General features: G+C 33.9%; 15 protein-coding genes and 5 tRNA genes. 5 read left to right on the plus strand and 15 right to left on the minus strand.

Annotation, left to right across the window (positions count from 1 at the left end):
- Positions 1-75: 75 nt before the first annotated feature.
- The 12 genes from OEW74_RS05485 to OEW74_RS05540 all read right to left on the minus strand — a co-directional run bounded on the left by OEW74_RS05485 (position 76) and on the right by OEW74_RS05540 (position 7860).
- Positions 76-1281 carry an MFS transporter gene (locus OEW74_RS05485; protein WP_265427550.1) on the minus strand — a complete coding sequence of 402 codons (1206 nt, stop codon included), beginning with the start codon at positions 1279-1281 and terminating at the stop codon, positions 76-78.
- Positions 1282-1329: 48 nt separating this feature from the next.
- The gene (locus OEW74_RS05490; protein ID WP_265427551.1) at positions 1330-1989 is read right to left on the minus strand and encodes a FadR/GntR family transcriptional regulator; all 660 of its coding nucleotides are present in this window, start codon (positions 1987-1989) and stop codon (positions 1330-1332) included.
- A gap of 130 nt (positions 1990-2119) precedes the next feature.
- Positions 2120-2191, minus strand: a tRNA-Glu gene (locus OEW74_RS05495).
- Positions 2192-2288: 97 nt separating this feature from the next.
- Positions 2289-2360: transfer RNA gene (locus tag OEW74_RS05500), tRNA-Glu, on the minus strand.
- Between the two features lie 97 nt (positions 2361-2457).
- A tRNA-Glu gene (locus OEW74_RS05505) sits at positions 2458-2529 on the minus strand.
- Positions 2530-2626: 97 nt separating this feature from the next.
- Positions 2627-2698, minus strand: a tRNA-Glu gene (locus OEW74_RS05510).
- A gap of 10 nt (positions 2699-2708) precedes the next feature.
- Positions 2709-2963, minus strand: coding sequence for a 30S ribosomal protein S20 (gene rpsT, locus OEW74_RS05515; RefSeq protein ID WP_034677968.1), 255 nt, complete (start codon positions 2961-2963; stop codon positions 2709-2711).
- Between the two features lie 77 nt (positions 2964-3040).
- Entirely contained in the window at positions 3041-3361 is a 321-nt protein-coding gene (locus OEW74_RS05520) for a hypothetical protein (RefSeq protein ID WP_265427552.1), read from the minus strand.
- A gap of 204 nt (positions 3362-3565) precedes the next feature.
- Positions 3566-5689, minus strand: coding sequence for a cation:proton antiporter (locus OEW74_RS05525; RefSeq protein ID WP_265427553.1), 2124 nt, complete (start codon positions 5687-5689; stop codon positions 3566-3568).
- Positions 5690-5695: 6 nt separating this feature from the next.
- Positions 5696-6259, minus strand: a complete 564-nt coding sequence (locus OEW74_RS05530) for a hypothetical protein (RefSeq protein ID WP_265427554.1) — start codon at positions 6257-6259, stop codon at positions 5696-5698.
- A 178-nt stretch (positions 6260-6437) separates the two neighbouring features.
- Positions 6438-6512, minus strand: a tRNA-Glu gene (locus OEW74_RS05535).
- A 55-nt stretch (positions 6513-6567) separates the two neighbouring features.
- Positions 6568-7860 (minus strand): N-acetylmuramoyl-L-alanine amidase family protein, encoded by a 1293-nt coding sequence (locus OEW74_RS05540; RefSeq protein WP_265427642.1) that lies wholly within the window; start codon positions 7858-7860, stop codon positions 6568-6570.
- Positions 7861-7912: 52 nt separating this feature from the next.
- Between OEW74_RS05540 and OEW74_RS05545 the strand changes: the two genes are divergently transcribed.
- The 3 genes from OEW74_RS05545 (at position 7913) to OEW74_RS05555 (ending at position 11443) form a co-directional block, all read left to right on the plus strand.
- The gene (locus OEW74_RS05545; protein ID WP_265427555.1) at positions 7913-10501 is read left to right on the plus strand and encodes a putative LPS assembly protein LptD; all 2589 of its coding nucleotides are present in this window, start codon (positions 7913-7915) and stop codon (positions 10499-10501) included.
- Positions 10502-10610: 109 nt separating this feature from the next.
- The gene (locus tag OEW74_RS05550; RefSeq protein ID WP_074230937.1) at positions 10611-10991 is read left to right on the plus strand and encodes a RidA family protein; all 381 of its coding nucleotides are present in this window, start codon (positions 10611-10613) and stop codon (positions 10989-10991) included.
- On the plus strand, positions 10991-11443 hold the full coding sequence (locus OEW74_RS05555; protein ID WP_115950486.1) for a hypothetical protein: 453 nt from the start codon (positions 10991-10993) through the stop codon (positions 11441-11443). The genes OEW74_RS05550 and OEW74_RS05555 overlap by 1 nt, the downstream gene beginning before the upstream one ends.
- Positions 11444-11514: 71 nt before the next feature.
- Here OEW74_RS05555 and OEW74_RS05560 read toward each other — a convergent pair whose 3' ends face one another.
- Complete coding sequence (locus OEW74_RS05560) at positions 11515-13044, minus strand: trypsin-like peptidase domain-containing protein (RefSeq protein WP_265427556.1); 1530 nt, start codon at positions 13042-13044, stop codon at positions 11515-11517.
- Between the two features lie 322 nt (positions 13045-13366).
- Here OEW74_RS05560 and OEW74_RS05565 point away from each other — a divergent pair, with 322 nt between their 5' ends.
- Positions 13367-14722 carry a rhodanese-related sulfurtransferase gene (locus OEW74_RS05565; protein ID WP_265427557.1) on the plus strand — a complete coding sequence of 452 codons (1356 nt, stop codon included), beginning with the start codon at positions 13367-13369 and terminating at the stop codon, positions 14720-14722.
- A gap of 206 nt (positions 14723-14928) precedes the next feature.
- Positions 14929-15504, plus strand: a complete 576-nt coding sequence (locus OEW74_RS05570) for a 5-formyltetrahydrofolate cyclo-ligase (protein WP_265427558.1) — start codon at positions 14929-14931, stop codon at positions 15502-15504.
- On the opposite strand, the gene OEW74_RS05575 is transcribed toward OEW74_RS05570, so the two are convergent.
- Positions 15453-16034 carry a hypothetical protein gene (locus OEW74_RS05575; RefSeq protein ID WP_265427559.1) on the minus strand — a complete coding sequence of 194 codons (582 nt, stop codon included), beginning with the start codon at positions 16032-16034 and terminating at the stop codon, positions 15453-15455. The genes OEW74_RS05570 and OEW74_RS05575 overlap by 52 nt on opposite strands.
- The gene (locus OEW74_RS05580; RefSeq protein ID WP_265427560.1) at positions 16018-17184 is read right to left on the minus strand and encodes a hypothetical protein; all 1167 of its coding nucleotides are present in this window, start codon (positions 17182-17184) and stop codon (positions 16018-16020) included. The genes OEW74_RS05575 and OEW74_RS05580 overlap by 17 nt, the downstream gene beginning before the upstream one ends.
- Between the last annotated feature and the right edge of the window lie 119 nt (positions 17185-17303).

Below are 17303 nucleotides of genomic sequence, written 5' to 3' on the forward strand. Positions count from 1 at the left end.
TTTTTATAAATGATCTTTAAACCTAAAATTCTATTGAGTTTAATTTTTATGTAGTCCTCATCAGTTTTGGTGAGGCTATTTTTTATGTCCTTTTATATTGGGTAAAAAAGCAGTGATAATGCCCATCAAAGGTAAGAATGCACAAATTTTAAAGACAAATTCTATACTGGTGTCATCGGCAACGGCTCCTAAGATTGCAGAACCTATTCCACCCATTCCAAACATAAAACCGAAGAATAATCCGGCAACCAATCCTATTTTATTGGGCATAAGGTCTGTGGCGTAAACTAATATTGCAGAAAATGCTGAAGCTATGATCAGTCCTATTAAAACAGCGAAAATGATTGTCCAAAATAATGAAAGATAAGGAAGGCAAAGAGTAAATGGCGCAGCTCCCAAAATAGAAGCCCAGATAATTTTTTTTCTGCCATATTTATCTCCCAATTTTCCCCCTAAAATTGTTCCTACAGCAACTGCTGCTAAGAATAAAAACAAAAACAGCTGAGAATCTTTTACCGAAATGTGGAATTTATCAATCAAAAAGAAGGTGAAATAATTAGTCATTGAAGCCAGGTAAATATATTTTGAAAATACCAATGCCAATAAAATAGTGATTGAAAATATTACCTTTTTGCGGGAAAGCTGTATCTCAATAATATCACTTGGATGTTTGGTTGATTTCTTTAATGATAATCTTTCAGCATACCAATTTCCGATCCTCCATAATACAATGATTCCGATGAAAGCTGCAATCGCAAACAATCCTACATAACCTTGTCCCAAAGGAAGAATAATTAAGGCGACCAAAAGTGGTCCGATGGCACTTCCCGAATTTCCACCTACCTGAAATATCGATTGAGCCAATCCTTTTTGTCCACCCGATGCCAATTGCGCAACTCTTGAAGCTTCCGGATGAAAGATAGAAGATCCCATTCCAATCAATGCGACAGAAATTAAAATAACATAATATTCGTGAGCAGCTGCTAGCAAAAGTAACCCAGCCATTGATAATGCCATTCCGATCGCTAAAGACCTGGGATTTGGTTTTTTGTCAGTATAAATTCCAACAAAAGGCTGCAAAATAGATGCGGTTAGTTGAAATACTAATGTGATGATTCCAATTTGTGAAAAGGATAAGCTGAATTCTCCTTTCAAAATAGGATACAATGAAGGAATCGTAGATTGGATCAGGTCATTCAAAAAATGTGAAAAACTGATCATAAAAAGGATAGGATAAACAATTTTCGTCGTGTCAATTGTTTTGGTAGTTATATTTTCCATGTTATTATTTTATTCATCATATCATCTGATGAATTTTGTTAAATTTTTTTAATAGATCTGATCTACAATTTTTTGAGCAATGATAGCAGCTTTCTCTGTATCTCCACTTTCAATCGACAAATAAAGATCGGTATGTATTTTCTGAGAAATTTTAAAAGACTCCGTATTGTTGTGATGTCTTGTTTCGAAAGAACTCATAATATGTTTGGTTGCTATTTTATAGATTTCTTTTAAAAGATTATTTCCGCAAGCTTCTGCAATAGCCAGATGGAAATTAATATCTGCCTGATAACATTCTGTCGCAAGATTTTCTTCTGCAAATTGATTTCTAAGATTCAGATAATTTTGAATCGTTCCTAGATCTTTTTCAGTTCGGTTGATCGCTGCTTTTGCTGCAATTTTTGAATCAAGCAGTGAACGTACTTCCTGTACTTCCTCGATCTGAGCTTTATTCATTTGAGATTCTAAAGATTCGTGAGCATTTTTAGAAATTACAAATGTTCCTACGCCTTGCTGTACATTAAGAATTCCCTGAATAGATAAAATCTTTATCGCCTCACGAATACTTGAACGACCTACACCGTAGATTTTCATCAGTTCAGATTCAATTGGCAGTTTTTCGCCAATATCATATTCATCGTTGGATATTCCTTCGATTAATCTTTCTGCTACTTCCTGTGCTAAAGTTTTTCTTTGAATCTGCATCATAAAACATCATATCATCTGATGAATTACAAAAGTATAACTTTTAGAGATAGATAAGCAAACTTTATTGATGATTTTTAACAGTATTTTATTAAATGAAAAAAGAGATTTCAAAATTTGAAATCTCTTTTTGTAGCCCGTAGGGGAATCGAACCCCTCTTACCAGAATGAAAATCTGAGGTCCTAACCGATAGACGAACGGGCCATCTACCAAACTGTAAATAAATTTACAGGGTTAGTTTTTTGTTTTTATAAGTTTCAACTCTTATTTTAATTACTCGGTTAGTAGTAATTAAGTTTAGTAGCCCGTAGGGGAATCGAACCCCTCTTACCAGAATGAAAATCTGAGGTCCTAACCGATAGACGAACGGGCCATCTACCAAACTGTAAATAAATTTACAGGGTTAGTTTTTTGTTTTTATAAGTTTCAACTCTTATTTTAATTACTCGGTTAGTAGTAATTAAGTTTAGTAGCCCGTAGGGGAATCGAACCCCTCTTACCAGAATGAAAATCTGAGGTCCTAACCGATAGACGAACGGGCCATCTACCAAACTGTAAATAAATTTACAGGGTTAGTTTTTTGTTTTTATAAGTTTCAACTCTTATTTTAATTACTCGGTTAGTAGTAATTAAGTTTAGTAGCCCGTAGGGGAATCGAACCCCTCTTACCAGAATGAAAATCTGAGGTCCTAACCGATAGACGAACGGGCCAACTATATAATTACGCTAATTTATTAACGTGCTTAGTCAATTTACTTTTCAAGTTAGCAGCTTTGTTCTTGTGGATAATGTTTTTCTTAGCTAATTTATCCAATAAAGCGATAACTTTAGGCAATTGCTCAGATGCAGCTGCTTTGTTCTCTTCGTTTCTCAAGACTTTCATTGCTGTTCTAGCAGTCTTGTGATAGTATCTGTTACGAACTTTTCTAACTTCGTTTTGTCTTATTCTCTTAAGTGCTGATTTATGATTAGCCATATCGTTTAAATGTGAGTGCAAATGTATAGACTTTTTTGTTACCCACCAAATTTATTTTTAATTATTTTAAAATATTTTTAGTTTTCTTCTGAAAGGTACTTTTTAAGCTTGTCTAAGGCTTGTTGTACTTTAATATTTTCAGTTTCTTTCTCTATTTTGTTGATGATGTTTTCCAACATAATCATTGCATTATTCCATTCTCCGGTAGAGTTGGAAAAAGTAAGTCCGTCGATGGTTACTTCAAAAATACTTTTTTCGCCGCTCTTGTAGAGTTTGAAACTAATTTTATCATCCTTGCCTGTAATCCCTTCCGTACTAGTTTTTAAATCATACCCTTTCGGGTTAGAGCGAATTTTATTAAAAAGCTGTTGAGCTTCTTGAATTTTTAAATTCGGCATGATGTAAAATTTGGTAGTCTTGTGAGGCCTGCGTTTATTTACTCTCGAGAGAGTAAAGTTTACCAGTTTTTATCCTGTAGACTGATTTCTCAGTCGCTAAACTTTTGCAAAAGTAATGTTTTTTCATATTTCAAACAAAATCAAATTTAATCTTGTTTAAAAAAATATTGATGTTTAAGGCTACTTGATTGTTTTACAGCCTGTTTATCTGAAAACATTATTTACAATATTTCCAATTTCCATAAAATCATTATGATTTCCTACAGATCGCCTCTCTGAATTTGAGCTTTCGAATTCTGAAAAAGGGAAGATCAATAAGTAATTTTTATCACTCAGATACTTGTTAAGAAGTTCCGGGATAAATCGCATTTGCGGAATGTAAGATTTCATTCCTCTTTTTGCCATTAAGATAATAAGAGCTTCATTATCTTTAAGCTGAGTTGCCGTTTGTTCACCGTCTTTCCATGTATTCATAATGATAAATTCGGCTTCAATATTGGCTTTTTTAATGATTTTCTGTAAAATATTAAGAATTTCTTCGGAGGCATAAAACGTCATTGTGGCTCCGGAATTTCTTGCAATATTCCAAACTCTCAACAAGGCATGAAAAAATCCGGCTTCTTTATGAGCATTTTCAGGAATCATCACCGCATGGTTGGTTATGGTGGCTAAAGGCTGAACCGCATGATACACCAAAACATTTACATCATCACGCTGTAAGTAACCATTGTAAAGATTATCGGTGAAGGCAGGCGAAAAACCTTTGCTGTCTTCTAATCCTACGATGAGATCAGTGATGTTCTGTTCTTTAATCACGTTGTTTACCCCATTAATTACATCATTGTCATATCTTTTTAATGGCTGCATTTTTACATCTGCAGCGGCTGCCATATCAGTAGCATGATGCAGAAGTTTCTCGGCATTTTTTACCGAAGATTCATTTTTGTCTTCATTAATTACATTTAAGGCAAATAAATTTTCTGTATTCGAATGAGCTTTAATTAAAATTCCAAGATTCACCATTCTTTCAACAGTGGTTTCGTGGTTTAAGGCTAAAAGAATATTTTCCTGTTCGTGGCTGTTTCCGGAAACGGTTTCCTGATTATCCTGTTCTGCGATTTTCTGAGCACTCGACATGGAAATGAATGATGAAACGGTACATGAAATAAGAATCAATAAAATACTTCCGTTAAGAACGTGTTCGTTTAGTAATCTAATGGGCTCTCCGGTTTCAGATTCTGAAAGTATAATGTTGTAACCAACCATCACTGAAGCTAATGTTGCTGCTGCAGAAGCAGAACTTAGCCCGAAAATAAGCTTTCCTTCTTCTTTAGAAAGCCTGAAGGTTTTTTGCGTGGCAATTGCAGAAAGATACTTTCCACCAACAGATGCAATGAGCATAATCGTTGCAACTTCCAATGTTTCCCAACTTTTAAAAAACACTTTAAAATCGATCAGCATTCCCACACTGATTAGGAAGAAAGGGATGAAAATGGCATTCCCGACAAACTCAACACGATTCATCAACGAAGAAGTGTGTGGAATTAATCTGTTTAAAGCAAGTCCGGCAAAGAAAGCTCCGATAATAGCTTCCACTCCGGCTAATTCGGCTAACATTGCAGCCAGATAAATCATTACCAATACAAAAATATATTGTGAAATTTTATCATTCACCTTTTTGAAAAACCATCTTCCAATCATAGGGAAAATCACCAAAACTACCAATGCAAAAACCACAAAGGAAACTGAAAGTTTTACCCAAAACTCTGTTCCTACGTCACCTTGAGACATCCCGACAATGATTGCTAGAACCAATAATGCTAAGACATCTGTAATCATTGTTCCCCCAACGGTAATGTTTACAGCCGGATTTTTTGCAATACCCAATTTGCTGACCAAAGGATATGCGATTAACGTATGAGATGAAAATAAACTGGCAAAAAGTATAGACGTTAATACCGAAAATTTCAGAATATAGTGACCTCCCAAATATCCTACAACAAACGGTACCGTAAATGTAAATATCCCGAAGGTAAGACTTTTCCACTTGTTTTTCTTGAAATCTCCCATATCAATTTCAAGACCTGCAAGGAACATGATGTAAAGCAATCCGGTTGTTCCGGTCACTACAATACTGCTGTCTCTTGCCAAGACATTAAATCCGTTCGGGCCAATTACTGCACCGGCAATAATCAATCCTAATAAATGAGGGACTTTAATTTTATTGAGGAGAAGAGGCGCTGCAAGAATGATGATAAGCACCAAAAGGAACTTCAAGACCGGGTCTTCTATCGGAAGACTGAGGTTGTGTATACTTAATAGAATCATTTGTGTTTATTTTGTGGAACGTATTAACTCTACAGAGAATTTTGCCATGCAATTGCCGATTGCAATAGTTCTGGTACCTTTTATTTTAGTATCTGAAATATCATTAAGCAAAACATTCATGTCTACCTGCTTTTTTGCGGTGGAGTCTGTTTTGAAATTAAGTTTGATTTCGTTATTCTCAAATTTCCCTGAATATAATCTGACTAAATTATTATTGTTAATGATTTTTGTAAATAACTGTATAGAATCGCTGTCGAATTCCCAAGTATCGGTTCGCTGATCTCCTACAACGTAGTCACTGCAATTAGATTCTGTGCAGATTACTTTTCCTATCCAGTCACCGGAAATTTCATCAGACCATTTTACAATTTTTATAGAATCTGAGTTTTTATGATTAAAAATACTGTCTCTCATTTTTAATAGAGATTGGTATTCGGCTTCTTTTTGTGCAAATAATTTTTCTTTATTCAGTAATTCCTTTTCTCTCAGAGTCAAATCGTCTGCTTTGTCTTTGTTGTCGCAGCTGAAAAGTAGAAATAAGAAGGAAATTAAGAGTATTGAATTTTTCATAAAAATAAGTTGTAGCCTAAATATACAAAAAAATATAAATAGCTTCGAGCCCTATTTCTGGAATCTAATAATTTGAAAAGATGAAAATTGAGGTCTTAACGTTTATTTTTAGCGGTTTTATACTTTGAAAAGCTTAAAAAAAACACATAAAAAAAGCTCCCTGAAATAGAGAGCTTTTTGGTAGTCTATAGGAGAATCGAACTCCTGTTGCAAGGATGAAAACCTTGAGTCCTGACCACTAGACGAATAGACCAAATTTTGAGGTTGCAAAAGTATAAATAAACTTTTAAACTTCAAAATTATAATGTTTATTTAAAATTCTTCTGAATAACGGTGTTTTTTATCCCTTTGGCTTCCAGATCTTTTTGAAGTTTCACTGCATCTTCTAAGGTGTAAACTTTTCCGTACGTGTAGTAGAACATTCCGTTAGATTTGTTTCTGTCTACGTCTTTCAGAGTTTGAAGGATGAAAGAATTTGCACTTAATTTATCTTTTCCTACATATACCTCGATGTTGTAATAACCAATGCTCAATTTTTGGTTTGGCATAAATCCTACCGCATAAGAATTTCTGAATCCTGCATCTTTAGCTGTTTTAAGATTGATATCTTTCACAGATGCCATATTGGTCACTCCATAATAGTATTTATACAATCCGTTTTCTTTGATAGGAAGAATGTAATTCAATCCTTTCAATTCAGGATCTCCATCGTTGTATTTTACAGGCATTGTCATTAGTAAAATTCTGAAGTCATTTTTCAATGCAACTTCTGCCGGTTTTTCTGGCTCAGGCTTTTTAGTAATCACTTGCGCTCCGGTTTTTCTATCGACTGCTTTTTTGTATTCAATAATTGCTTTATAAATATTTTCTGCTGTTTCCTCTTGTCCTTTTTCAGAATTTAAGAATGCTGCATCTTCATAGTTATTTACAAATCCTGTTTCAATAAGAATAGAGGGCATCGCACTTCTTCTTAAGATGTGTAGATTTTCCTGTTTTACACCACGAGAAAAACGACCGCTCTTTTCAAAGTTTCCTTCCACAAAGCTTCCTACAATTAAGCTGTTTTCAAGATATTTACTTTGCTGTAATTTTAGGGCAATCAAAGATTCTGGTGAAGATGGATCATAAGAGGCAAAAGTTTCTTTATCTTTTTCATCAAGATAAATCACGCTGTTTTCTTGCTTTGCCACTTCCAGGTTTTCTCTGTTTTGAGCAGGTCCCTGTACGAAAGTTTCGGTTCCTCTGGCTGTTGCAGAACGACTTGGCGAAGAATTTACGTGTACAGAGATAAATAAATCTGCTTTGCTTCGGTTGGCGGTGTTGGTTCTGTCTGTTAAAGAAGGATATTCGTCTATTTTTCGGGTATAAATAACTTTAAACTCTTTGTTTTTCTCAAGCATTGCTCCTAATTTCAGAACAATTCCCAACGTAACATGTTTCTCCTGAACAAGACCAAGATCCGGGTAATTTCTGTTAGCTCCGTTATCGCTTCCTCCATGCCCTGCATCCAAAACTACAGTGAATTTTTTTTGTGCAAAAGTAAAAGAGGAGAAGAATATCAGTAGAAATGCTAAAATTGTTTTAAAATTTAGTTTGTACATCATACAGTTATAAAAATTATATTAATTTTGAGCCAAATTATACAGAACAAAATTGGACAAAACCGTCTTCAAAAATATATTACAAATTTTAATTATCCTAATTTTTAACAGTTTTTTAGCACAGGAAGGTCCTAAAAAAGTAGTTAAAGCTACGGTAATTAATGATACTATTTCCAAAAAGGATACCATTGCTGCTCCCAAAGAATCTTTAGACGCTGTGGTAGATTATAAAGCTGATGATATTCGTAGAGATGTTCAGAAAAAAATGATTTATCTGAATAAAAATGCTCAGGTAAAATATCAGGATATGCAAATCGATGCAGATTACATCTCGATCGATGAAGACAAAAATTTAATTTTCGCCCGTGGAAAATTAGATTCTTTAGGAAAAGTCTTTGAGCTTGCACAGGTAAATCAGGCTGGGAAAAAGTATGAAGTAGAGAGCTTTAATTATAATACGAAAACCAGAGAGGCAATTGCCTACAACGCAAGAACCGAAGAAAGTGAAGGCTTAATTGTTGCCGATAAAACCAAAAAGTACAACGATTCTGTTTTTGTCATGAGGCATGCAGAATTTACGACAGATAGTTATTATATTGACAAAAAAGATACAAGACCCGATTATCACCTTTTGGCATCTTACATCAAAATGCAGAAGGGAAAAGAAAGCTCAACCTTAATTGTAGGTCCTGCACAAATGTATATCGAAGACGTTCCGACTCCTTTGATTTTACCTTTTGCTATTTTACCTTTTTCAAGTAAAAGATCCGCAGGAATTTTGATTCCAAGTTTTGGAGAAAGAGAAGATGTAGGTTTTTTCCTGAATGGAATAGGGTATTACCAGCCAATTGGGGAACATTTCGATTTAAAAGTTCTTGCAGATATCTATACAAAAGGAAGCTGGACGGTAAGACCAGAAATGAATTATCTTAAAAAATATCGATATTCAGGAAATTTCTCGGCAGACATCGGAAGTACCGTTCGTGGTATTAAAGGTCTTGATAATTACAGCAAAACAGGAACATACAGAATTGCTTGGAGGCACACTCAAGATACAAAAGCAAATCCTTTTCTTACATTTTCTGCATCCGTAGATGTTACGAGCCAGACGTTTTACAACAACACGGTGAACAACAACTATATCATGGATCAGAGTGTTTTGAAAACTCAGCAGAACTCAACATTGACGCTTACCAAAAGGTTTTTGAAACTTCCGGCTACGATTACAGGAACGGCTTCTTATTCTCAGAATTTTGCTACAGGATTGGCAGATTTACGTTTGCCACAAATGAACGTTGCGATTAATCAGTTTTATCTATTTAAATCTAAAACCGGGGTAAGATCTGGTTTGCTAGAAAATATTACAGTGAATACGGGTTTAAATTTATCAAACTTTGTAAGCACAGAAGAAGGAGAATTATTTACCGATGCAATGTGGGATAAAATGCAGACCGGTTTGAAAAATAATATCGCATTAGGAACCAACACAACTTTTGCAAAGTATTTTACTTTCAGTTTAGGAGCTACAATTGATAATGCTTTAACGACAAAAACGCTTACCAAATATTACGATCCAATACAAAATATAGAGGTTGACCAGATCAACAAGCAAATTGCGGGATACAGTATTTTTTCTACTACAGCAAGTATTCAGACTCAATTGTATGGACAGGCAAATTTCAAAAAAGGATCTACAATACAGGCAATAAGACACATGATGACGCCAAGTATTGGTTTCACTTACTCCCCTGATTTTGGTGGTGAACAGTTTGGATATTTTAAGAATTTCTATAATGCCAATGGAGCTTTAACGCCTTATTCTATTTTTGATAAAGGAATTGTGGGTTCGCCAACAACAGGAATGGTGGGAGCTTTAAATTATAATATAGGTAACAATATCGAAATGAAGGTAAGATCTAAAAGCGATTCTACCGGAGTGAAAAAAATGAAGATTTTTGAATCTTTAAACGTAAGCGGAAACTATAATTTTGCTGCAAAAAGCCACCCTTGGTCGATTATTTCTGTGAACGGACAATCTTCTTTCTTTGATAATAAGTTAAGCGTAAATACAAGTTTAACGATTGAACCTTATAAAATTTTATTTGCTCCGGGATCAGATACCGGAATCAGAACGGAAGATTTCGGATCTTTTAGCGTACAAGGTTTCAATGTGCAGGTTTCTTATCCTTTAAGCAATGAATTGTTTGGTGAGAAAAAAGATTACGCCAAAACCTATTCGCAAAAAGGGGAAATCAGAAATGAAAATTATTTCTTTGATGATGATAATTATGCCCATTTTGAGCAAGCCTGGACTTTAAATGTGAATGCCAATTACCAATATTCTAGAAACTTAACGAGAACAGCAACCAAAATGGCTTCCATTGGTTTAGATGGAAGTGTAAAGCTTACTCCATACTGGAATATCAACGGTAGTACGCATTACGATATGGTGACCAAAGAATTGGCTTATACAAGAATCGGCTTCTCAAGAGATCAGCGAAGTTTTACGATTAATTTTAACTGGGTACCTTTTGGTCAGTATAAAGTTTATGATTTCTTTATCGGTATTAAGGCAAATATATTAAGCGATGCATTGAAGTATAAAGACAGAAGTTTTACTCAGCCTAATGCACCTTTCTAAAGTCATACTGATTTTACAATATAAATTTTATCTTTGCACCCAAAATAAACTATAATCAAATCGTGAATAAACGGTTTGGTATGATTTTTTAAAGTAAATAAATCTATATATGAAGACAATAATCAACACAGTGAATGCTCCTGCAGCTATCGGTCCTTATTCTCAGGCAAATCTTGCCAACGGAGTTTTGTATATCTCTGGTCAGATTCCTGTAGATCCTGCAACGGGTAAACTGGTAGAAGGAATTGAAAAGGAAACACATCAGGTAATGAAAAACCTTGAAGCGATCCTTACAGAAGCAGGGATGACGTTTAAAAATGTGGTTAAAGCAACAATCTTCCTTAAAAGCATGGATGATTTTGCAGTGATGAATGATATTTATGCATCATATCTTGATGCTGAAAGCTTCCCGGCTCGCGAAACTGTACAGGTTTCTTGTTTGCCAAAGAATGTTGATATCGAAATTTCTATGATTGCACATCAGGATTAATGAATTTTTTAAGAAATACATTTGCAGTTTTGGTAGGTCTTGTGATTGCAGGGCTTATTATCACTCTTGGTATAAGGGCTTTTCCAAAGTGGGTTACCTTTGATGCTTTTGCTCCGTTTGAGCATTGGCAAAGATTTTTAGAAAGCATGAAAAATAATGATGCCTTCTTTGGCTTTCTGCTTTTTATTTCAGGATTAGGAACTACCGTGGGAGGAGTTGTTACCGCCATGATTGTAAAATATGCAAAAGTAGCTTACGCAATTCTTATTGGTTTCATCATGCTTTTTATAGCGATGCTTGATGTCATCATTCTTCCTTATCATCCTACATTTTATAAAATTTCTATTTTCTTGGTCTTTTTTCCTTTTGCCTGGATGGGAGGTAAGATCGTAGAAGTAATTTATGAAAGAAATAAGAAGAAAAGAATTGCTGAAAAAATGAATAAAAAGTAATCTTTTAAAACATAAAAAAAGCGCTGTAGATTTAAAATTTGCAACGCTTTTTTGTTTAATATTTTTTTCTACTAAGGCATTTTAAATCCTCTTTGATAGCCTCTTCCGTAATCATCCATATATTTTATCTGGCCTGTTCCGGTGAATTTATTTAATAAGTTTTCTACATCTTTCTGAGAATTTACAGGCTTCCCGTTAATTTCAGTAATGATATAGCCGTCTACGATACCTGCCTTAGCGATTTCGCTTCCTTCCACTACATTTTTAGCAACAACTCCGCTGGTTAATCCATAGTAAGCTTTCGTTCTGTCATCCAGACTTTGGAAATCTGCACCAATTTTTTCAGTGACGCTCAGATCAGCTTTTGTTCTTGCAGAAGTTCCGCCTTTTTGATCTTTTAAAGTAACTGTTGCGGTTGTTTCTTTTCCGTTTCTTGTGTAAGTTACCTGTACTTTATCACCTGGTCTTTTGCTTCCGATAGCAACAGAAAGGTCTGCAAAATCTGTAATATTTACACCATCAATTTTAGTAATGATGTCTCCAACTTTCATTCCTGCATCTTGTGCTCCGCTGTTATCCGGAAGTCCTATAATATAAACACCAGAGCCTGGTTTTATATTAGTTTTCTTTTCTTGGTTATAAAAAGCAACTTGCTGATCATTAGATAAGTCTAAAGAATTTACCCCTAAGAAACCTCTCTGTACAATACCAAATTTCTTAATATCCTCGATGATCTTTCTTGCCAAATTCGCCGGAACAGCAAATCCGTATCCCTGATAATACCCGTTTGTAGATGAAATTGCTGAGTTGATTCCAATTAAATCTCCATTTACATTCACCAATGCTCCTCCTGAGTTTCCAGGATTAATTGCGGCATCGGTTTGTATAAAACTCTCAATAGGATTGGTAGCTTTTCCTTGTCCGCTCAGAATTCCTATTCCTCTTCCTTTGGCAGAAATAATTCCTGCTGTAACGGTAGAGTTCAATCCAAGTGGGTTACCTACAGCCAAAACCCATTGCCCAACTTCAACGTTATCAGAATTAGCAAAGTTTAAGAATGGTAATCCTTTCTCTTCGATTTTCAGTAATGAAATGTCGGTGTTTGGATCGGTTCCTACCAAAGTTGCGATATAAGATTTTTTATTGCTTAAAACAACTTCAAGCTTATTTGCTCCTGCTACAACATGGTTGTTTGAAATAATATATCCATCCGGAGAAATAATCACTCCAGATCCTAAACCTGAAGGCATATTTTCTGGTGCTTGTTGTTGCTGTCTCTGTCTTTGTTGACCTTTTCCTCCAAAAGGATCACCAAAAAAGAAATCAAACAAATCCTGTTCAGAAGCTCTGCTTGATGCTCTGTTCTGATAATTTTTAATCGTTACCACAGCCGGAACCGTAGTTTTAGATGCTTTTACAAAATCGTCACCTACAGTTGCGGTATTCATTCCCACAAATGAAGCGTTGGTAGATTTTGTAAAATAAGATTGGTCACCGTTATTAGAGTCGTGACTTAGATATTGTTGTACGCCAACGGTAGTAGCTCCTGAGAGAACCCCTACAACAGCAAATGGTAAAAGTTTTTTAAAAGTACTCTTCATTGTATGTCTTCTTTGTTTGATTGTTATTTTATCTTACACAAATTTAATGCTAAATATGTATGTAAATAATCTTAAGTGTTTCACTTTTAACTAAAATTTAACGACAATTATACCATTTTATAGTTTATGTAATAATTATCGAATAAGTTTAACACTGCTTAAAAAATTATTAAAGACAAAATGTCAGAAGTTAGATTATTAAACCAGTCAAAAAGTTAAATGTAAATTAATTTGATAAGAAGGTGTTTTATGTCATATAAATCAAATTTGAAAAATTGACTATCTTTGCAAAAATAATTTTCTCACTTAAACCGTTTATAGCATGCAACTGTATAACACCTTAAGCGCAGAAGAAAGAGCTCAACTTATTGATGAAGCTGGTAAGCAACGCCTTACTTTGTCTTTCTATGCGTATGCCAAAATTGAAAATCCCAAAAAATTTCGCAACGACTTATTTATAGCCTGGAATGCACTCGATGCATTGGGTCGTATCTATGTTGCCCATGAAGGAATTAATGCTCAAATGAGTATCCCTGCAGATTATTTGGAAGATTTTCGAAATACGCTGGAAGTCTATGATTTTATGAAAGGAATTCGTCTTAACGTAGCCGTAGAGCAAGACAACCATTCTTTCTTAAAATTAACGATTAAGGTAAGACATAAAATTGTTGCCGATGGTTTGAATGATGATACTTTTGATGTTACCAATAAAGGAATTCACTTAAAAGCACAAGAGTTTAATAATTTATTGGAAGACCCCAATACCATTGTAGTAGATTTTAGAAACCATTACGAAAGTGAAGTCGGACATTTTGAAGGGGCGATTACTCCGGATGTGGAAAACTTCAGAGAAAGCTTGCCCATTATCAACGAGCAGCTTCAGGATTTTAAAGAGGATAAAAATCTTTTGATGTATTGTACGGGCGGAATTCGTTGCGAAAAAGCGAGCGCTTATTTCAAACATCAAGGTTTTAAAAATGTTTTCCAGTTAGAAGGAGGGATTATTGAATATACCCGTCAAATCAAGGAAGAAAATATTGAGAGTAAGTTTATTGGTAAAAACTTTGTGTTTGATCATAGATTAGGAGAAAGAATTACTGACGATATTATTTCTCAGTGTCACCAATGTGGAAAACCTTGTGATAATCACACTAACTGTGCTAATGATGCTTGTCATTTATTATTTATACAATGTGATGATTGTAAAACGGCGATGGAAAACTGTTGTTCTACAGAATGTTTAGAAATAACCCATTTGCCTGTTGAAGAGCAAGTGACATTAAGAAAAGGATTGCAGGTTGGAAATAAAGTCTTCAGAAAAGGAAAATCTGATGCTTTAACCTTTAAAAAGTCAGGTGATTTGCCAAATAAACCTTTAGCAAAAGTTGATTCTAAAAATATTCGTCAGAAAATTGCCGTTAAAAAAACATTGATTGGGAAAGCCGAACATTACTATACAAAATCAAAGATTGCACAATTTTTAATTGAAAATAATGAAGTTTCAGTTGGTGATAAAGTTTTAATCTCTGGTCCTACTACAGGTGAACAGGAAATTACAATTACAGAAATGTTTGTTGATGGAAGCTCTTGCGAAATAGCACAAACAGGGGATCAAATTACTTTTGAACTTCCGTTCAGAGTTCGTTTGTCAGATAAAATATATAAAATTTTAGGATAGTTCATTCTTAGATTTATGATGATATAAGGTTGCGCTCCTCCGGAGCGCAACCTTTTTTTTGCTGAATTAAATTAAATGTCGTTAGAAAACTCCGTAGGAGTTTTATCTGTGTAGAATAAAGTATTATGGCTAAATTTTGCGCTCCTTAGGAGCGCTATCTCTTTAGCAGTCTTAATTCTATAACGTTATTTTTTATAAATTTGAAAATGAAAAAATCAGAACTCAGAAAAATATATCTTGAAAAAAGAAAGGGATTGTCGCAAGATGAAGTTTCCCATTTGTCTGAAAGAATTTTTCAAAATTTCATCAATTATTTTAAACCAGTTTCTGATCAAAAAATCCATATTTTCATTCCGATTGAAAAGTTTAAAGAAATTGATACCCAGATTTTTATTGATTACTTTTTAAGCCGAAATATCAAAGTTTTTGTTCCTAAAATCGTCGATACAAAATTAATTTCTGTTGAGATTTTCTCTGATACCCAATTTGAAACGAATAATTGGGGGATTTCTGAACCTGTTTCAAACGAAGATTCTAAAGTTTTAGATTTCGATTTTGTGATTACTCCTTTACTTTACTGTGATTTTAAAGGAAACAGGGTAGGGTATGGAAAGGGTTTTTATGACCAATTCTTTGAAAATATTTCAAAAGATTCAAAAAAAATCGGAGTTAATTATTTTAACTCCGATGATATGATTGATGATGTCTGGGAAAATGATATTCCCTTAGATTACCTTGTCACTCCTACAGAAGTGCTGTCTTTTTCCAGCAAGTCTGAATAAAATTTAATAAAATAAAACTTAAATTCTTTATTCTTTTCTGTGGCTTTAGAAACAAGCGTATATTGTGCGCTTCTTTCAAAGTTGCCAATCGATTTATTTTTGTCGCCAATATATTCTACATTAAATTTTGCGAAATCTAAAGTGTCTTTATCGTTGATTTTCTTAAAAACATTAATGTTACTTACCTTTACCTTTTTCACTTTTAGGCTTTCAAGTTCTTTAAATAACCCTTGAAAAGTGGTAGAATCTGATTTTTGAAAATACTTCTCAATTTTAGAATAAATAGCGGTGTCTATTTCGGTCTTTTTATTTCCGGAAAGATAAAGTGTAGACAAATCAAGCACGTCCTGTACTTTTTGTAAAGTAATAGAATTAATCGCTTGTGTACTGTCCATTTGTACAGTGATATTGTTTGTATTTCTTAGCTTTTCAAGATCGCTTACGTTGTTGTTTTCTTCTTTTTTAGTACAGGCAATCATGATAACGCCCAGAAGTATCGTTAAAAACAAAAAGTTATTTATTGTTTTCATGGTTTGAGATTTTAAATTTGATAGATACTATTTTTCCTTTATCTTTTTTCATTTCAATAACGTTCAGGTTTTTTAATGAAGTGGTCGGTGTGGTTACCAAAGTAATATAATCCTGCTTATCTAAAGTTTCAAGACCATAAATATCACTGTCATATACCTGCGTTATAGTAGCTGTGTTGCTGATGAGGTTTTCCAGCTGTTTTCTTTTCTGTTTAATGAGCTGCTCAGAATTTTCTCCGTTAATATCTTTTATAGAAAAATAATAGAGCGCCATCTTATAATCATCCGGTTTTAGCTCTATGGTTTCTTCTTCAGGTGCATTTTCAAGATTTCTGTTGACTTCAAGATCTTCATAAACTGTAGAACTGATTTTCATTTTTAAAGTTTTATCCTTTGTTGGATAGATGAAACATTCTCCAGGTTTAATTCTGTATAGAATAGGTGATTCGTTTTCTTTAATCACTTTAATTTCAATATCACGCTGAACATTTAAGTTTCTGTCGGCATCCGTAAAACAATATTTATAAGTTTTTTGAAAAATTTCATCCTTAAAACCTAAAAGACCCAATAAAATAACAAAAACTGATGCTACGGCAATCCACGCAGTTCTTTGATAGTTCTTTTTAGGAGGTTTTATTTCTGATATTTTAGAAGATTCTGAAATAATTTGTTTTTTTTCAATTATCTGATTTTCAGTGTTGTTTTTTTGTAAAACGGTATTTTCCTCGCTGTTGGGTTCGGTTTTTTTAACTTCTTCTTCGGTTTTAGGTAAGTTTAATGCACTTGAAACTGTTTTTTCTAATTCTTTCAATTCATCATCGCTCAAATCCTTGTCTTCACTTAATAATTCTCCTGCAAAAAGGTGGTTCTTTTTAAAGTCATACCATGAGTCGTAACCCGCATAAATACTCAATAAATTAAGCATATCAATACGTGGTAATTTTGACACCGGAGAAGATTTAAAATAAGTGTAAAAAGATTTTTCACTGATGTTACCTTTGGCCTTTTTTCTAAGATCTTCCTGAAAATAGATAATATCAATACCCTTCCACTTAGATATTTCATCATAAGAAGGGGTGTATTCTTTCAAATATTGAGCTTGAACGTCCTTTTTGAGCTGCTCAAAATGTAAGAGGTCTAAATCTGTCACTTTATAAAAAAGTAGTTAAATTGTTGATTATCAGTATCTGTTATTTGTAAAACTGTTTTACAAAGTTATTACAATTATTTTTCATAAACAAATTTTACATCTGCTATACCTTTGTCTTG

Origin of the sequence: Chryseobacterium sp. YIM B08800, from assembly GCF_026163565.1 — a bacterium.
In the GTDB taxonomy this organism is placed as follows: domain Bacteria; phylum Bacteroidota; class Bacteroidia; order Flavobacteriales; family Weeksellaceae; genus Chryseobacterium.

Coding starts and splice junctions, on each gene's coding strand:
- OEW74_RS05540 (WP_265427642.1), bottom strand. CDS start 7,860: ATGTACAAACTAAATTTTAAAACAATTTTAGCATTTCTACTGATATTC.
- OEW74_RS05530 (WP_265427554.1), bottom strand. CDS start 6,259: ATGAAAAATTCAATACTCTTAATTTCCTTCTTATTTCTACTTTTCAGC.
- rpsT (WP_034677968.1), bottom strand. CDS start 2,963: ATGGCTAATCATAAATCAGCACTTAAGAGAATAAGACAAAACGAAGTT.
- OEW74_RS05490 (WP_265427551.1), bottom strand. CDS start 1,989: ATGATGCAGATTCAAAGAAAAACTTTAGCACAGGAAGTAGCAGAAAGA.
- OEW74_RS05555 (WP_115950486.1), top strand. CDS start 10,991: ATGAATTTTTTAAGAAATACATTTGCAGTTTTGGTAGGTCTTGTGATT.
- OEW74_RS05485 (WP_265427550.1), bottom strand. CDS start 1,281: ATGGAAAATATAACTACCAAAACAATTGACACGACGAAAATTGTTTAT.
- OEW74_RS05560 (WP_265427556.1), bottom strand. CDS start 13,044: ATGAAGAGTACTTTTAAAAAACTTTTACCATTTGCTGTTGTAGGGGTT.
- OEW74_RS05520 (WP_265427552.1), bottom strand. CDS start 3,361: ATGCCGAATTTAAAAATTCAAGAAGCTCAACAGCTTTTTAATAAAATT.
- OEW74_RS05565 (WP_265427557.1), top strand. CDS start 13,367: ATGCAACTGTATAACACCTTAAGCGCAGAAGAAAGAGCTCAACTTATT.
- OEW74_RS05570 (WP_265427558.1), top strand. CDS start 14,929: ATGAAAAAATCAGAACTCAGAAAAATATATCTTGAAAAAAGAAAGGGA.
- OEW74_RS05575 (WP_265427559.1), bottom strand. CDS start 16,034: ATGAAAACAATAAATAACTTTTTGTTTTTAACGATACTTCTGGGCGTT.
- OEW74_RS05550 (WP_074230937.1), top strand. CDS start 10,611: ATGAAGACAATAATCAACACAGTGAATGCTCCTGCAGCTATCGGTCCT.
- OEW74_RS05525 (WP_265427553.1), bottom strand. CDS start 5,689: ATGATTCTATTAAGTATACACAACCTCAGTCTTCCGATAGAAGACCCG.